Source organism: Geobacter sp. DSM 9736 (genome assembly GCF_900187405.1).
Classification (GTDB): Bacteria; Desulfobacterota; Desulfuromonadia; order Geobacterales; family Geobacteraceae; genus DSM-9736.
Map to the genome: position 1 here is coordinate 1,794,625 of NZ_LT896716.1, position 15,856 is coordinate 1,810,480.

Annotated in this window: 14 protein-coding genes and 1 pseudogene; 2 read left to right on the forward strand and 13 right to left on the reverse strand. The window is 58.3% G+C overall.

Annotated elements, in window-relative coordinates; translation table 11 throughout:
• Nucleotides 1–183: 183 nt before the first annotated feature.
• Nucleotides 184–1,818, reverse strand: a complete 1,635-nt coding sequence (locus CFB04_RS08115; RefSeq protein ID WP_088534808.1) for an ABC-F family ATP-binding cassette domain-containing protein — start codon at nucleotides 1,816–1,818, stop codon at nucleotides 184–186.
• A 256-nt stretch (nucleotides 1,819–2,074) separates the two neighbouring features.
• Between CFB04_RS08115 and CFB04_RS08120 the strand changes: the two genes are divergently transcribed.
• Nucleotides 2,075–2,404, forward strand: coding sequence for a hypothetical protein (locus CFB04_RS08120; RefSeq protein WP_088534809.1), 330 nt, complete (start codon nucleotides 2,075–2,077; stop codon nucleotides 2,402–2,404).
• A 27-nt stretch (nucleotides 2,405–2,431) separates the two neighbouring features.
• Nucleotides 2,432–3,046 carry a hypothetical protein gene (locus CFB04_RS08125; RefSeq protein WP_088534810.1) on the forward strand — a complete coding sequence of 205 codons (615 nt, stop codon included), beginning with the start codon at nucleotides 2,432–2,434 and terminating at the stop codon, nucleotides 3,044–3,046.
• Nucleotides 3,047–3,057: 11 nt separating this feature from the next.
• On the opposite strand, the gene def is transcribed toward CFB04_RS08125, so the two are convergent.
• From def to htpX, 12 genes and pseudogenes are all read right to left on the reverse strand, one after another.
• On the reverse strand, nucleotides 3,058–3,588 hold the full coding sequence (gene def, locus CFB04_RS08130) for a peptide deformylase (RefSeq protein WP_088534811.1): 531 nt from the start codon (nucleotides 3,586–3,588) through the stop codon (nucleotides 3,058–3,060).
• Between the two features lie 101 nt (nucleotides 3,589–3,689).
• The gene (locus CFB04_RS08135; RefSeq protein ID WP_088534812.1) at nucleotides 3,690–3,989 is read right to left on the reverse strand and encodes a helix-hairpin-helix domain-containing protein; all 300 of its coding nucleotides are present in this window, start codon (nucleotides 3,987–3,989) and stop codon (nucleotides 3,690–3,692) included.
• 85 nt (nucleotides 3,990–4,074) lie between these two features.
• Nucleotides 4,075–6,906 carry an ELWxxDGT repeat protein gene (locus CFB04_RS08140; RefSeq protein WP_088534813.1) on the reverse strand — a complete coding sequence of 944 codons (2,832 nt, stop codon included), beginning with the start codon at nucleotides 6,904–6,906 and terminating at the stop codon, nucleotides 4,075–4,077.
• 145 nt (nucleotides 6,907–7,051) lie between these two features.
• Nucleotides 7,052–7,900: a c-type cytochrome biogenesis protein CcsB gene (gene ccsB, locus CFB04_RS08145; protein ID WP_088534814.1), complete on the reverse strand. Its 849-nt coding sequence runs from the start codon at nucleotides 7,898–7,900 to the stop codon at nucleotides 7,052–7,054.
• A complete protein-coding gene (locus tag CFB04_RS08150; RefSeq protein ID WP_088534815.1) occupies nucleotides 7,894–9,279 on the reverse strand; it encodes a cytochrome c biogenesis protein ResB in 1,386 nt (461 codons plus the stop codon). The genes ccsB and CFB04_RS08150 overlap by 7 nt, the downstream gene beginning before the upstream one ends.
• A 29-nt stretch (nucleotides 9,280–9,308) precedes the next feature.
• A complete protein-coding gene (locus tag CFB04_RS08155; protein WP_157698759.1) occupies nucleotides 9,309–9,683 on the reverse strand; it encodes a hypothetical protein in 375 nt (124 codons plus the stop codon).
• Between the two features lie 67 nt (nucleotides 9,684–9,750).
• A complete protein-coding gene (locus tag CFB04_RS08160) occupies nucleotides 9,751–10,029 on the reverse strand; it encodes a zf-TFIIB domain-containing protein (protein WP_088534817.1) in 279 nt (92 codons plus the stop codon).
• 210 nt (nucleotides 10,030–10,239) lie between these two features.
• A complete protein-coding gene (locus CFB04_RS08165; RefSeq protein ID WP_088536750.1) occupies nucleotides 10,240–12,912 on the reverse strand; it encodes a UPF0182 family protein in 2,673 nt (890 codons plus the stop codon).
• Nucleotides 12,913–12,928: 16 nt separating this feature from the next.
• A pseudogene (locus CFB04_RS08170) lies at nucleotides 12,929–13,336 on the reverse strand (Tim44 domain-containing protein); the annotation flags it as partial.
• 72 nt (nucleotides 13,337–13,408) lie between these two features.
• Nucleotides 13,409–14,347 (reverse strand): TerC family protein, encoded by a 939-nt coding sequence (locus CFB04_RS08175; RefSeq protein WP_088534818.1) that lies wholly within the window; start codon nucleotides 14,345–14,347, stop codon nucleotides 13,409–13,411.
• 314 nt (nucleotides 14,348–14,661) lie between these two features.
• Nucleotides 14,662–14,904: a PGPGW domain-containing protein gene (locus CFB04_RS08180; protein ID WP_088534819.1), complete on the reverse strand. Its 243-nt coding sequence runs from the start codon at nucleotides 14,902–14,904 to the stop codon at nucleotides 14,662–14,664.
• The gene (gene htpX / locus CFB04_RS08185) at nucleotides 14,898–15,755 is read right to left on the reverse strand and encodes a zinc metalloprotease HtpX (protein ID WP_088534820.1); all 858 of its coding nucleotides are present in this window, start codon (nucleotides 15,753–15,755) and stop codon (nucleotides 14,898–14,900) included. Before htpX ends, CFB04_RS08180 begins: the two co-directional genes overlap by 7 nt.
• Nucleotides 15,756–15,856: the final 101 nt, after the last annotated feature.

Here is a 15,856-nt window from a genome sequence, read left to right on the forward strand (position 1 = left end):
CGCGAATCTGACGCCGCTATCGACATCAATGGGTGGGGGTGCTACCCGGTCTTGCCCACTGCTCAGCGCAGAGGCTGTTTAGAACAACCTTGGTTTGCAAACCCGAGGCTGAAAGATCCTCGGGAGCAGTTCGAAAAAAGCCCCGTCCGCAACGAAGAACGTTGCGGCGGGCTTTTCCATTTGCTACAGGCTCAGTTCGGCATGTCCCTGATACATCTCGTCCCTGAGCGCCGTTATCTCGGCGTTCTCCAGGTAGTCGTCGAACTCCATCACCCTGTCGATGATCCCCAGCGGCGTGATTTCCACTATTCGGTTAGCTACGGTGGAAACAAGCTGGTGATCGTGGGATGAGAAGAGCACCACTTCGGTGAAGGCGATAAGCCCGTTGTTGAGGGCGGTGATCGATTCGAGGTCCAGATGGTTGGTAGGCTCGTCGAGGATAAGGGCGTTGGCGCCCGATAGCATCATCTTCGAGAGCATGCAACGTACCCGCTCCCCACCGGAAATGACGCTCGCCTTCTTGGTCGCCTCATCGCCGGAAAAGAGCATCCGACCGAGAAAGCCGCGAGCGAATGACTCGCCGTCGCAAGGCGGGAACTGGCAGAGCCAGTCGATGAGAGACAGGTCGTTGTTGAAGTAGGCGCCGTTCTCACGCGGGAAGTAGGAGGGAGTGATGGTAACCCCCCAGCGGAAACTCCCAGCGTCCGGCTCCAGCTCCCCTGCCAGTATCTGAAAGAGGGTTGTCTTCGCCAGAGCGTTCCCACCGACGAAGGCGATCTTGTCCCCCCGGTCGACGGTGAGGGTCAGGTCGTTGAGCACCTTCACCCCATCGATGGACTTGGTGAGCCCCTTGATCTCGAGAATCACGTCGCCGCAGGTCCGCTCAGGCTTGAAGACGATGTAGGGGCTCTTCCGCGAAGAGACTGGCATTTCTTCGACAGTCAGCTTCTCCAGGAGCCGCTTGCGCGAGGTCGCCTGCCTGGCTTTTGAAGCATTGGAACTGAAGCGCTGGATGAACGCCTTGAGCTCCTCCGCCTTCTCGGAGCTCTTCCGGTTCGCCTCCTGCTTCTGGCGCAGCGTGAGCTGGCTCGCCTCGTACCAGAAGTCGTAATTCCCCACGTACACCTTGATCATTCCGAAGTCGATGTCGGCGATATGGGTGCAGACCTGATTGAGGAAGTGGCGGTCGTGGGAAACTACGATCACGGTGTTCTGAAAGCGGGAGAGAAAATCCTCCAGCCAGGAGATCGACCTGAGGTCCAGATGGTTCGTCGGCTCGTCGAGCAGCAGCACGTCGGGGTTCCCGAAGAGTGCCTGCGCGAGCAGCACCCGGACCTTCTCGCCGCTCTCCAGTTCTTTCATCTTCCTGTGGCGAAGGTCCTCGGGAATCCCGAGACCGTTCAGGAGCACCGCCGCCTCGCTCTCAGCCTCGTACCCGTTCATCTCGGCAAACTCAGCTTCCAGCTCTGCGGAACGTATGCCGTCCTCCTCGCTGAACTCACTCTTCGAATAGATCGCCTCCCGCTCCGTCATCACCCTGTAGAGCCGCTCGTGCCCCATGATGACGGTATTGAAGACCGTTTCCTCGTCAAAGGCGAACTGGTCCTGCTTGAGAACGGCAATCCGCTCGCCGGGAGAAACTGTGATCTCCCCCTTGTCGCACTCCACCTCCCCCGCCAGGATCTTGAGAAACGTGGATTTCCCCGCGCCGTTGGCCCCGATGAGCCCATAACAGTTGCCGGGGGTGAACTTTATGTTTACGTCCTTGAAGAGGACTCGCTTCCCGTACGATAGTGTGACGTTGTTTGCTGCGATCATTTCTGACTCTCTTTCCTATCCTCAAGTTTGGGGGCACTTCACCAAGCATGAAACTTGCTTTGCCCAATAAAAAACCACAGGGATGTCCCCTGTGGCTCATCTTCCGCCACTACTCTATAGCATGTTCCTGTGGCAGAGGCAAGGGGTCGGGCTTCTGTGTGGAAAGATACCCTCTTCCCCCATGAAATTCACCGCATCTATGGACCTGTCCCCTCTCTGCTATACTTTATAAAAAAGTTCCACAAGACGGTATCGCATGAAAGTAACCATCCACAAATTCATCCAGGGAGAGCGCCTGCCACACCTGGTCCCCCCTGCGTACCGTGAAGAGGTGGCCCGTCGCACACGGCCGAACTGGATATACTCCCTCCTGCTCTTCGCCCACAACAGGCGTGACGTGGTGCCCTCTCCGCCTGTCCGGAGGGGGCTGAGGAGACTCGGAGAAGCCGCGCCCGACGGCATAGTGCTCGTAGGCGCTGTCTTTACCGAGGAAGCGCGCCACCTGGTGGAAGGGATGAAGGCGACGATCGTGACAATGCACAGGACATACTGGACCGATGAGTCGGCCCGACTTCGCCAGCATTGAGCGGGGAATGAGACCCCAGGGGATGGAATGAACGTGAAACGGTACCACGAGAGCTTTCCGGCCATACTCGATATCTTCAACCTGGAGACCCTGGAAAAGGACCCGCACTCTATCTATGGTCTGGGCGAAGACATGACCTTACACTATCTGAACCCGGGATGGTTCAGGTTCGCTGAGGAAAACGGCGGGGAACCGGCGATCTCCGAGAGGTTCAAGATAGGGACCAGCATTCTCGATGCCATCTCTGGGCCCCTGAAGGATTTCTACCACCAGGCGTTCCGGATTCCCCTGCAAACCGGAGAAGTCTGGAACCACGACTATGAGTGCTCCTCTTCCGAAACGTTACGAGTGTTTCATCTCTCTGCATATCCGTTGCACAACAGGAAGGGGCTGGTCGTCGTAAACAGCCTGATCAGGGAGCAACCCCACGACCGTAAGGCATTCAACCCTATGTATGAGCTGTACACCCAGAAGTCGGGCATGATAAGCCAATGCAGCAACTGCCGTCGCGTGCAGCGTCCCTCGGAGCCGGAAGTGTGGGACTGGGTCCCGGCGTGGGTACAACGGATGCCGGCCAATGTGAGCCACGATCTCTGCCTGATATGCTATGAGTACTACTACGAATTCAACTTCAGGAGATGAAGGGGGTCACTTCAGCCCTGCTCCATCAGTCTCGCGTACTCCTTCTCCGTAACCAGCTCTCTCGAATCCTGCACCCGGTCTACGAATACCACCCCCCGCACGTGATCGTACTCGTGCTGGAAGACGCGCGCTGCAAAACCCTCGAACTCCTCCTCGACCAGGTCGCCCGCACGCGTCAGGTACCGTACCCTTATCCGGATGTGCCGGGAGACTGGGGCACGAAGGCCGGGAATGCTGAGACACCCTTCCCAATCCTTCTCCATCTCGTCCGACGCCCAGATTATCTCGGGATTGATCATAGCCGTCGGCGCCGTCCGGGGTGCGTTCGGATACCGCGGACTCGGGCGCGGCGCGACGATGAAAAGGGAGAGCGGCTCGAAGACCTGAGGGGCAGCTATACCCACCCCCTGCGCTTGCTCCATCGTTACCTGCATATCGTCTATGAGCCGCTGCAGCACAGGATCGCCAGGGTCCGCAACCCTTCCTGCCACCTCCCGCAAGACCGGCTGCCCCAGTTGCGCTATTTCCCTCGATACCGGCATATACCGCTCCTTGTAAAAAAAGCCGCTTTCCCCACGGAAAACGGCTCATCGGTATCCTCTCGTTCTTGAAGTATCGTGCCGGAAGTTCCTCCCACAGAGGGTCAACCCATCCCCCTTCCTCCGGACTGCTGATATCCTCTCCGCCACTCCCTCTTCTCCAGGCGCCGGGGTTCCTCCTCGTCGCTGACGGATATCTGAACCGTGTCACGAAGAATCATTACTTCGTCGGCAGAGAGCTGGGGTATCCGCATCAGCTCCTCCATCGACCTTATCCAGGCGTGCCGCTCGCGATACCGGACAATCGCATCCACGGCCTCCCAGCTCAATCCTTCTATAGTCTCCAGCTCCTCACGCGGCGCAGTATTCACATCCATCTTCTCTTCCAGGACCCGTTCCGCCATACCAACCTCCCTCACCGGCCATGGCCGTGTCTTATTTATATTAAATTCTACGGTCCGCAGCCGCAAGGTCAACCATGGAGCTTGTTCAGCGCACGGAAACGCTGCTCAAGGCAAGATTCCCGCCCTCAACGGTAATCGTACCAGACACTTCCACATTTTCGATGGCGGTCGAGCCGGCAAGCACTCTGACGCTGCCGGTAATTGCCGTAGTTCCCAGGATTGCGCCGTAGTTTCCGGCGTATCCGCCGCGAATTGTCAGGCTCGTTGTGCGGGAAAAGATTATGCTTTCTGCAAGGGGGGCACTGAGCTTGATGAGGTCTCCCTCCTCGGCAGCGCCGTAAGCGTGCTGCAGAAAGCTGTAGTACACGGGAACGCTTCGCTCCACCATGACCGGCCCACCGTTGGAATTATCATACCTGCCTGCGGGGATGTGGGAAAGATTTCCAGCATTGTCCCGCAACCAGAGCGGTCCTCCGGTTCCAGGCCTGGTGGTGGCCTGCTGCCACTCCGAACCGTCACGCGACATCTCCACAGGGCCGCATATCGAGGGGTAGACGAGAAAACATGTGTGCCCGTTATCGGCTGCATTGAGCGTCCACTCCCCGTAATAGAGTGCCAGCGTCCCCTGCGGCGGAGTCCGATCGACACGTATCGTGACGCCCGTTCCCGGTGTTTCTACATGCAGGTCGGTACTGGCCCTGCTCCTGATCGTGTAGCTTCCCTCCTGATTTGAGAGGGGGATATCTATTGTCCACATGGAGGTTCCCGCAGCTGCGTACCAGGTGGTACCGTCGTCCACGGAAACCTCTACCAGGACAACCGTCCCCCCAGCAGGACCGGGACTGGCCGTCCCAGAAACGGAGAGTACGCTGCCGTTCGTAGCAGAGCCGGTTCCCGGGCTCGTTATGGTGGAGGTAGGAACATCGCTGGTATCGAGTATGATCGTATCGCCGAAGAGGGCGGTATTTCCTGCAAGGTCCCTCAGTTCCGCGTATATAGTCTTCTCCCCGTCCCCCGTGGAGAGGGTCCAGTTTCTTTCAGGCTGGGCCGGTTCCCAGTCGGACCACACAGTAGCGTCGTTGCTGAACCGGATGAACAGCTCGCCGCATATGCGGGGATATATGCCGGAGCAGCTTACTCCGGGGTCCTGGGCGGTGGCGTGAATGGAGATCAGCACCCCGGTCGATGAAGTCGTTGCCGCATCGTTGTCGATCCTGACCGTTCCCGCAGGTGGGGCGGTATCGACGGTCAAACGGATGCCCGGGCCGGGTATCTCCTCTGTGCCCGCAGCGTCGGTTCCCCGCGCCAGAAGGGTGTAGATCCCGTCGGCGGATGCCTGGAAAGTGTAACTCCAGGCGGCAGTCCCCCCTGCACTGTTCCAGGAGATGCCGTTATCGGTGGAGACTTCGATGAAGGCCAGCGGCTTGCCGGTATCGGTGTGCGACTCCCCGGTTATGAGGACCGTGGGACTCGACACCACTACACCGGTAGAGGGAGAAAGGATGAGGGAATGTGGAGCCGGCGCAAGGGCAGCCGCAAAAAGCTTGTAGCGGCCACTGCCGTCATAGGCGCTGAAGAAAAGGGTATCCCCGGCCTGCGTGAAGCTGCGTGCCGCGGAGTGGCTACTGCCCGGATTGAGATCGGCCAGAAGGAAGGTGGTCTCAGTGGTGCCGTCCGTTACCCATACCTCTTCACCGTGAACCGCGTTGGAAGCTGTGAAGGCAAGAAGAGATCCGGCAACTGTTAGATCGCCTGGATAGGATGAGCCGCTTCCGGGAGATATCTCCTTAACCATGCTTGTGCCTGTATCGCTGCCGTCGGAGACCCAGAGCTCCGAGCCGGTTCCGGGGCCGGAGGCGCTGAAGAAGACCCTGCCGTTCATCGCCTTTATTCCCCACGGATAGGAACCCGGCGCACCGGGATTGATATCTTTGACAAGTATGGTTCCGGCACCCGTCCCGTCCGACTTCCAGAGTTCGGTGCCGCTGGAGGGCTCGCCGGCACTGAAGTAAAGCGTGGAGTCCCCGCAGTGAAGACCGCTCGGGGACGATGAACCTCCGGCATAAATATCCTTGACCATAACCGTGCCGCTTTCGCTGCCGTCGGTGACCCACAGTTCCTCGCCATAAGGTTCGCTAGAGAGGCTGAAAAAGGTCCTTCCTCCGCACGGTGTCATGTTTTTCGGCTGCGACAGGAAGCTGGATATCCTGTCTGTTGTGCCGATCACCGGGTCAACGCTCCAGATGGTCCAGGTCCGGGTGATTCCGGAGAGGTAGCTTGCCACAAGGAGCTTCCCATGGCCGGACGTGAAGGAATCGATGCCGGAAACACCTCCTGTGGGGGTAAATTCCGTGGCAATCCTCGTTCCCGCAGGTGTGCCGTCGGTTCTGAACAGCTTGTTGCCGGTGGGAGTGGTAGCGCCGAAGTATAGGACATCTCCCACTACGGTAAATCGCACAGGATTGGAACCGGTAGCTCCCGGATTTATATCCGCCAGCATGTAGGTCCCCTCAGGTGTCCCATCCGTCACCCACGGCTCCATACCATGCCCCGTATCTGCGGCCCTGAAAACGATCTTTCCGTTGAGACGGATCAGTCCGGAGGGATTCGAACCTTCCGGACCTGGGAGGATATCTTTCATAAGGACTGTTCCTTCTGCAGTACCGTCGCTTTTCCAGAGCTCGGTTCCGGTTGCTCCGTCGCCGGCTGGAAATACGACGGAGCCTTCTATCGCCACCAACTGGTTTACCTTGTAAGGATCGATCGAATTCCCGGCTGAGTTTATCTCACGGGGCACGTAGGGATGACCGGCTGCTCCCGCATGAACGGGAATAACTAACAGCAAGAACAGGCAGACGCGGATCAACTGGAGCAACTTCGAAGCGATGGTGCGGGTGGCGGTGAACGGAATCTCCATACATGGTCCTCCCGGATCACAATGCAGAAAAATGAGCTGCACCTATACCATCACTTATTATTAAATTCAAATTATTTCATACAAATGCCGCAGCAGGCCGTTCCCGAACACCTGTGCCGGGTGATCATTCGATCCGCATCGTACATCAACTACCTCCGTAACTGTGCAGGCCCGAGAGAAGCAGGTTCACCCCGAGGTAGCAGAAAATGGTCGCCCCGAAACCAACGATCGAAAGCCACGCGGCCCTTCGCCCGACCCAGCCGCGGGTGAGCCGGGCATGGAGAAACGCGGCATAGACGAACCAGACAATCAGGGACCAGGTCTCCTTCGGGTCCCAGCTCCAGTATGTACCCCACGCATAATTGGCCCAGGCTGCACCGGTGATGATCCCCAGGGTAAGGAGCGGGAACCCGATCATGATTGCCTTGTAGTTGATGTCGTCCAAGACCCTGTCGGGAGGAAATGCCGCCAGCATGCCGGTTCGTCCGCTACCACCGCCAGCAGCGGTGCGGGTTGCAAGGAGATACATGATCGAGACGCCGCAAGCCACTGCGAAGGCAGCATACCCGAGGAAGCAGGTGATAACGTGGTAGAGGAGCCAGTTGCTCTGCAGCGCCGGAACCAGAGGCTCGATACCGCTGTTCAGCCCCAGCTGCGCCCACGCCATCCCCAGCATGGCGAATGGGACCACGAAAGCACCGATGATCCTGTATCGATACTTCAGATCCACAATCGCGAAAATGAGGATTATCGTCCACGCGAAGAAAACCACCGACTCATACAGGTTCGACAGCGGTGCATGCCCCATTCCCAGATCGTACGACTCCTTCCACCTGAGCAGGATCGCAGTTGTCTGGACCAGCAGCCCCGCGTAAGCGGCATAACTCCCGAGAGCCCCCGCCTCCCGGTTCCGGGTGGCGAGATGCACGAAAAAGCAGAGCATGGAGATGAGATAGGCAAATGTGGTTATGTTGAATAACAGCGAGCTCATAATTTGTCAGCCTCCCCTGAAAGATGAGTGCGTACGGCATCGGCAAACTGCTCGAATGTCGTCTCGAAAGCCGCCTGGTTCTTGTTTGCATGACCGGCAACGGTGATCGCGGTATCGGTGATCTTGATCCACATACGGCGGTGGGACATGAGAAACGCCCCATAGATGCCGAGGATCAGCAGGATGCAGCCGATCCATACCACCCATACCCCCGGATCCTTCGTAACCTGCAGGCCGGTATATTCCCTTTGGCCCGAGACGCCGCTGTATCCGATGACGGGTCCGCCGCTCCGCAGTGCGTCACGCAGGTTCTCCTCCGGGTGATCGGCGAAGACGACTGTGGTCCTTTTCTCCCCTCCGTCGGCAGAAAGTATGTCGATCTGCGCGGCCGCCCCCCGTTTCCCCGGAATATACAGTGAAACATCCGGCGTCGACTCGGCCACGCGAATGATGCTGCCGTCGGGAAGACGGCCGGCTCCGTGGGAAGGGACCACCACCGTATCTGTTACTTTTCCGTCGGCGCCGGCCACCGTAAACGAATGATCCCCGGTAGTGCCGTAGCTCGACTGATAGAAGGTGATGCCTTTGTATGTCAGGGGATCGTTCACGATCACCGGCACCCGCGTGAAGCCAGGAACGGCCTCTCCCTGCTTTCCGACCACCGTCAGTACGCTCTTGAACTCCTTCGGCGCGCCGTTGGGGTAATGACTGACATCGAACTCCTCACAGCGAAGCGAGAAGCCCAGGTCCATCTTCCTTCCATCCCTTGTCTCGACGGTGGAGACGATCCCCCCTTCCGGGATCGACACGTACCCTTTGTACCCGAACAGGGACCCGATGATCGAACCGGCGAAGATGATGACGATGCTCAGGTGTGTTACATAGACTGCCAGGCGCGACGTTGAGTTTCTCTCGGAGAAGAGGTGAACGGCACCGTCGGCTTCAGTTACCGTCACGGTGCCTAATGCCTTCCCCATCAGATCCTGCAGCCTTTCGCAGGAAATGGGCCTCCCCTCCAGGGGGATCACAACCCGGTTCGTCAGTCCGGCGATGAGCGGCTTGTCGAGAATTGCCGATGGATGCGTTACGTAACGCCATGCGTACGGGAGCCTTTTCACCGAACAGACGATGAGGTTGATGGTGAACAGCGCCAAAAGCGTTATGAACCACCAGGAGTGGTACATGTCGAACAGGCCTAGAGCCTGATACATTTTGAATTTCGTCTGACTGATTCCGTGTAGGTATTCCTGGGACAGATCACCCTGAGGAATGACCGTACCGATAATCGACACGACGGACATAATGATAAGCAGAACTATGGTAAGGCGGAGCGACGTGAAGAAACGCATCGCCCGCTCCCACGGACTTTCGGGGTGCGGCATGTTCGTCTCCTTCCAGAGTAGAAGTTGGTCTACTGCAACGGGGAAAGAAACGGGTTCTCAGGAGGGACGAAAATGGAGAGAAAGACGTCGGAAAGTCGGTCGGTATGTTCCGGCGGATAGCTTTGCTGCCCGCAGGCGGCTGCTTCGGCATGGGATGCAGTCGGAGGCTCCGCAACCTCGGGAGACTCGGGGCTGTCGCAGCAGTCTTCCCTGTGATGTTCCGGACCGGAGACGGGTGGACTCCCGGGTTCATGATCGGCGCATGTCGCCGTCATCACCGCGTGAGGAGGTGCGGACTTCACTCCACCTGGCGCCGTATCCTCTGCGGACAAGCAGAGCGGCGCCAGGAGCAGTGCGGCAAGAAGGATCAGGCCGGCAAGCTGAAAGCGAAGGAATTCCGTCATGAGATATGACGGCCTTGTGTCCGCATGATGTTCATTCTTATGCTCTGCCATGTATCTGGGGGCGAGGTTAGTCGAACAGTTCTTCCAGGAAAGACTTCTTCCTGTACGGCTTGTGCCCGTGGGGGTACCCGTGTCCGTGCCCCTGGGGTGGCTGTGGTGCGTACTGCGGCGGCGCGTATTGGGGTTGAGGTGGAGGTGCTGCCTGCTGGGGAACGGCGCGCTCGATGATCTTGTCGAGTTCGCCGCGGTCAAGCCACACGCCGCGGCACTGCGGGCAGTAGTCTATCTCGATTCCCTGCCGCTCGGACATTACAAGGTCGCTGGTGGTGCAGACGGGACATTTCATATTGATGCTCCTTTCAAGGAAGAGGTTGTTGATGCAACTCAGCTATAGTTGTGGGGCGGCTGTTGAAAACCCAGGTTGTTCAAAAATAGTTGGATCGTCGCACCCGCAGAAAGCCCCGCGGAGGCGTAGCTGCGCTACGCCGCACACGGTGGCTTTCGAGGACGGCGGCGAGATGGCTGTTTTTCAACAACCTCACCCAGGTTTTTGCTGCTACTGCGCCATCCGCTTCAGCACCTGCTCCAGCTTCCGCAGTTCCTCGCCGTAGGCGGCCCAGTTCCCCTGGCGCTGGAAGTTTATCGCCCGCTGGTAGATGCCCATCGCCTCCCTGGCGAGACCCGACCCGGCGGGAGCGGTTTCGGCGTCTGCCGCTGCTTCCATGACGGCACCGGTCACTGCTTTCTTTCCTTCGAAAAGCCGTTCCAGGGCAAGCTCCAGGTTTTCCTCCATCACCACCTCGTCCCCGAAGGCGACTATGACCCTCTTCAGCTCGGGAAGGCCGGCCTTGTTGGCTGCCAGGAAAAGCGGCTGTACGTAGAGGAGTGACTTTTCTATCGGGATCACGAGCAGGCTCCCCCGGATGACTTCGGACCCGCGCTGGCTCCAGAGAGTCAGTTGCTGCGAGATGAAAGAATCCTGGTTGATGCGGGCGTCGATCTGTTTCGGCCCGTAGATCAACCTGTCACGGGGAAAGGTATATGCGCGTATCTTCCCGTAGTTGGGGGCATCACAGCGCGCAGCGAGCCATGCCGCAAGGTTGTCCCGGTTGGAGGGAGTGAAGGGGAGCAGCAGAACGTATTCCTCAGCCTTTTCCCCTGGCAGCTTCATTATGGTGTAATTGGGCTCCATCGGCTTTTCTCCCAGCGCCGGCACCTGCCACAGGTTCTCCTTGTTGTAGAAGACCTTCGGATCCATCATGTGGTAGGCGGAGAACATCGCCGCCTGCACCTGGAGGAACTGGTGCGGGTACCGGACATGCTTCTCCAGGCCGTCGGGCATGGCAGAAAGAGGGCTGAAGAGGCCGGGGAAGATGCGGGAGTAGGCCTGGATGAGGACATCCCGGGGGTCGCTGACGTAAAACCCGACCGTACCGTCATAGGCATCGACCACTGCCTTGACGGAGTTCCGCATGTAGTTGGTGCCCCCTTTTAGAGGCCGTGAGTACGGAAGCCGGTCCGACGAAGTGTAGGCATCGATGATCCACTTGAGCCTCCCCCTGTCGTCCAGCACCATGTAGGGATCGCCGTCGAAGCGGAGAAACGGCGCCAGCGCCTTCACTCGCTCATTTATGTTGCGATTGTAAAGGATGCGGCTCTCCGGGGTGATGTCGGAGGAGAGGAGGATCTTCTCAGTCCTGAACCGCGCCGCGAAGAGCGCCTTTTTCAGCATCGAATCGACAGGTACGCCGCCTTTGCCCGCATAGGTCGTATTGATGTTGCCGGTGGCGGTGGGATAGCTGAACTCGGGAATCTTTGTTTTCACGATGACGTAATCGTTGGACATCTCCCCGTAATAGATCTCGGGCCTTGTCACCTTGATGTCCGCCAGACTTACCGCCGGTATGTCCTTCACGAAGAACTCAGGCAGCCCTTCCCTGCTTATCCGGCTGACGGGACCGAAGGTGATGCCGTTGCCGTGAGTGAAGATTAGGCGCTCGTTGATCCAGTTCCTGCTGGGCAGGTCGGCATAGGAGAGTTCCCGCGGCGAAAGCATGACCTGAGTATAGCGGCCGTTCACCATGTAACGGTCGTTGTCCACGTCGAAAAACTTGTAGTAGGTCCTGATCTGCTGCAGCTGGCTGTAGGTCTTCAGAAGCGGCGCATGGTCCCAGAGCCGGATGTTTTTTATCGTCGCGTCGTTTTTGGCGATATCGGCCGCAGTAAGTTTCGCGTCCACATCGAAGGGGACCGTCTCGATCTTGTCCAGATCGTAGCCGAAGCGGGTGAACTTAAGGTTGTTCTGGATGTAGGGCGTCTCCAGGGCCAGTTCATTGGGGGCGACCTTGAATTTCTGAACGGCGGCGGGATAGGCAACTATGCCAACAACGTACACCACCCCGATGACGGCCGCAGGCAGCGTCATCAGACGCCTGCTCCCCTTCCATATCCCGAACGCCAGCATCGCGCCAGCCAGCGGCGTAAGGAAGGTCAGTGCCCTGTATGCCGGGAACCGGGCGTGGATATCAACATACCCCCGGCCGGAAAATGCGCCTTGCCCCGAGAGGAGCCTGAAACTCTCCAGATAGAAACCGGCCGCGACAGCACATCCGAATATCAGGACGAGCACCGCCAGGTGCCGGCGGACTCTCTCATCTATAACCACGCTTCGCTCCGTCAGGATCACACCTCCCCGGACGAAGTAGACCGCCCCCGCCATGAGAGCAGAGGCTATAAGCGAGAATCGCACGAATCCGTGGAGCATATCCAGGAACGGGAGACTGAAGAAATAGAACCCGATATCTTTGCCGATGACCGGATCGCTCATCCCGACTGAGACCCTGTTGGTGAAGAGGAGGACATCCTCCCACCGCATGGATCCCCAGTTGCCGACGAAGAAAGCCAGTACTACCGCCGCTGTCATCGAAAGCGGCGCCACCAGCCAAGCCAATTCCTCCATGTTCAATCTCACTCCACCCGGGAGGAAGATGTTGGCAGCGGGGATTCTGGCTCTCCTTGCAACCTGTATGTTAGCCAAGGCAAAGAGCAGAAACATAATGCCGAAAAACAGACCGGCCCCCAGCTTCGCCGTCAGAGCAGTCATAAACACGGCAGTGAACCCTGTCTCGGCAAAGAAGAGCCAATCGCTGTACAGCGCGAGCAGCGTTGACCCGAACAGCAGGATGACTACCGCGACCGCAAGGATGATGCTGAATCTGTTTTTCCGCAACATGAGCTCCCCCCTATTCCCGCGCCCGTTTCACGAACCGGTAGATCAGATAGCCTCCCCCTGCCAGCAGGAGGATCTCGAAGAGTCCTATCCCGCCCCCGCCAGTGCCCGGCCCCATGCCTGCCCCGGCAAAGCTGCTGAAGAGCATGCTCCCGAGCATTCCTCCCATGATCCCGCCGGCCATGCTCCTCATGAACCCGCCCCCCGCCGACTGATTATACGGGGACGTAGCAGGAGCCATCTGCTGACGCGGCTGGCCTGGCTGGGAATAGGTCATGGCGGGCCTCGAATAGCTTCGCCCACCGCGGCTTCCGGAAGAGCGGCCTCCTCCGGCACGGGCGTGGGCCGTAAGTTCGAGGACCGTGATGCTCAGAAACATGACGGCTGCAACAATTGCGAATGCCTTTACCAGATGCTTTTTCATGTTACTGCTCCTTATAGTAGATTGTATGCAAATCAGAGAGTGTCACAACTGCAGCATCGTTCCCTCTCTTTATCAAGCACCTTCCGGCACATCCTCCACCTTCCCCCTTCCGAAGGCGACCGAAGCAAGGACGGCGACGGCCAGCGAAGCGAAAATCACTCCCAGCGACAGGCCGGTCGGGACGTGGAATCCGCCTGCACCCGCCAGCATCTTCACCCCTACGAAGGCGAGGATGAACGAAATGCCGAACTTGAGGTAGACGAACATCCCCATGACGTTCGCCAGCAGGAAGTAGAGCGCCCTCAGCCCCATGATGGCGAAAATGTTGGACGTGAAGACAATGAACGGATCGAGGGTCACTGCGAAGATTGCGGGGATCGAATCGAGAGCGAAAATAAGGTCGCTCCATTCCACCATGAGAAGAGTCACCAGGAGGGGGCTAGCAACCAGCATTCCGCGCTTTCTTGTAACGAACCAGTCCCCCCATGTGCGCCGCGTTACCGGCAGAAGCTTTCTCGCACCCCTCACCACCAGATTCTTTTCCGGCTCCACCTTCCCCTCTCCGCTGAAAGCCATCTTGAACGCCGTGACGATTAGCAGGCCGCCGAATACGTAGAAGAGCCAGTGAAAACGCTCCAGCAGCTCGACCCCCACGAAGATGAATATCGCCCGCATGACTATAGCGCCGATGATCCCCCACTTCAGAATGCGGGCCTGGTGATGGCCGCGGACGCCGAAGTAGGAGAAGATCATGATGAAGACGAAGAGGTTGTCCACCGAGAGTGACTTCTCGATGACGTACCCGGTGAAAAATTCCAGCGCCTTGCCGCTCCCCAGGGTCAAATAGATCCCGACGTTGAAGGCGAGGGCAAGCCCGATCCAGACGATGCTCCAGGTGAGAGCCTCACGGAATGAAACTTCATGGCTTTTACGATTGACGCCCAGGTCGACGGCGAGCATCACTCCGAAGAGAATTGCGAAGACTACCCACATGATTGTGGTTTCGGTCATAATCTGTGTTCCTTTTAGGATGTTGTTGAAGACGAAGTTTCAGCGGCAGCTACAAACAGTCATTTCGCCGCCTTTCTCGAGCGCCGCCGTGTGCGGCGTAGCAGTCTTCATGCCCCAGAGGTACTACGGCTCCGTGGGACTTTCTGCGGGTGCGACGAACTGCCTATTTTGAACAACCTGAGTTCTTCAACAGCCTGCCGGCATTTGCGGCAAGCACTGAAGGCAATGCCTCTCACCTTTTGGAGAGAGGTATGACGGTGACCACGTCCGGAGCAGGAGCGGTCTTGAGCCACGTGAATATCTCCTCTACCTCGCTATGCCTCTGGTTCATGCAGCGGTTGCCCCTTATGCGCCCGAAGACTGCAGAGCCTCTCCTTTACGAGCTTCAGCAGACTCTTCGCCCAGACGAATTCGGTAGCGAGGATCCCCAGCCCCACCGGAATAACAGCTATCGCAGGGCCGGGGAGGACGATCATGGCGACACCTACGCCAAGGACTATAAAACCAGCAGCGGCAACAACTATCCGCTTAGCCTTGCGCAGCGTCGAGGCTACCACCCGCCCCTCGCCATCCCTTCAAGCCTTGCAATACGCTCTTCCATCGGCGGGTGCGTCGAGAAGAGCTTCAGGAGGGAGCCCCCGGAAAGGGGGTTCACTATGAACATGTGGGCGGACGCCGGCTTGGCTTCTTGCATCGGAATCATGTGCGAAGCTGTGTGAAGTTTCCGAAGCGCATTGGCAAGGGCCAACGGCCGTCCGCATATCCGTGCGCCGGTCTCGTCTGCCAGATACTCGCGGGAACGGGAAACGGCCATCTGAATTAGCATCGCGGCAATGGGTGCGATGATGGCCATGACCAGGGAACCCACGATGCCTCCGGCGCCTTCTTCATCATCGTTTCGCCCGGCGCCGAGCATGGCGCCCCACTGGAGCATGCTGCCCAGCATCGAGATTGCCCCGGCAAAGGTGGCGGCTATGGTGCCCACAAGGATGTCCCGGTTCTGCACGTGGGCAAGCTCATGGGCCATCACCCCTTCCAGCTCTTCGGGAGAGAGGATGCGAAGGATTCCCTCGGTGGCAGCTACAGCCGCATTGTCGGGGTTGCGTCCGGTAGCGAACGCGTTGGGACTTTCAGAAGGGATGATGTAGACGCGCGGCATGGGAAGTCCCGCCTGGATGGCAAGTCGCCGGACCATACCGTAGAATGCGGGATGGTCGTGCTCGCCTATCTCCTGGGCGCCGTACATCTTCAGGACGATCTTGTCTGAAAACCAGTAGGAAAAGAAGTTCATGGCGGCCGCCATGAAGAAGGCGAAGACCATGCCGGTCTTGCCCCCGATGGCGCTCCCCATGAGCACCATCAGCACGGTGAGGAGAGAGAGGAGAAAGGTTGTCTTGAGTCTGTTCATTGCTGTTACCTCCGACGATTCTTGGTATCGCCGGGGGGTAACAAAAAAGACCTTTACCCCCGGCGCGGTTGCCTGGATAAAGGTCTTGTCGGCATTATCTG

Coding starts and splice junctions, on each gene's coding strand:
- CFB04_RS08115 (WP_088534808.1), bottom strand. CDS start 1,818: ATGATCGCAGCAAACAACGTCACACTATCGTACGGGAAGCGAGTCCTC.
- CFB04_RS08120 (WP_088534809.1), top strand. CDS start 2,075: ATGAAAGTAACCATCCACAAATTCATCCAGGGAGAGCGCCTGCCACAC.
- CFB04_RS08125 (WP_088534810.1), top strand. CDS start 2,432: ATGAACGTGAAACGGTACCACGAGAGCTTTCCGGCCATACTCGATATC.
- def (WP_088534811.1), bottom strand. CDS start 3,588: ATGCCGGTATCGAGGGAAATAGCGCAACTGGGGCAGCCGGTCTTGCGG.
- CFB04_RS08135 (WP_088534812.1), bottom strand. CDS start 3,989: ATGGCGGAACGGGTCCTGGAAGAGAAGATGGATGTGAATACTGCGCCG.
- CFB04_RS08140 (WP_088534813.1), bottom strand. CDS start 6,906: ATGGAGATTCCGTTCACCGCCACCCGCACCATCGCTTCGAAGTTGCTC.
- CFB04_RS08150 (WP_088534815.1), bottom strand. CDS start 9,279: ATGCCGCACCCCGAAAGTCCGTGGGAGCGGGCGATGCGTTTCTTCACG.
- CFB04_RS08155 (WP_157698759.1), bottom strand. CDS start 9,683: ATGACGGAATTCCTTCGCTTTCAGCTTGCCGGCCTGATCCTTCTTGCC.
- CFB04_RS08160 (WP_088534817.1), bottom strand. CDS start 10,029: ATGAAATGTCCCGTCTGCACCACCAGCGACCTTGTAATGTCCGAGCGG.
- CFB04_RS08175 (WP_088534818.1), bottom strand. CDS start 14,347: ATGACCGAAACCACAATCATGTGGGTAGTCTTCGCAATTCTCTTCGGA.
- htpX (WP_088534820.1), bottom strand. CDS start 15,755: ATGAACAGACTCAAGACAACCTTTCTCCTCTCTCTCCTCACCGTGCTG.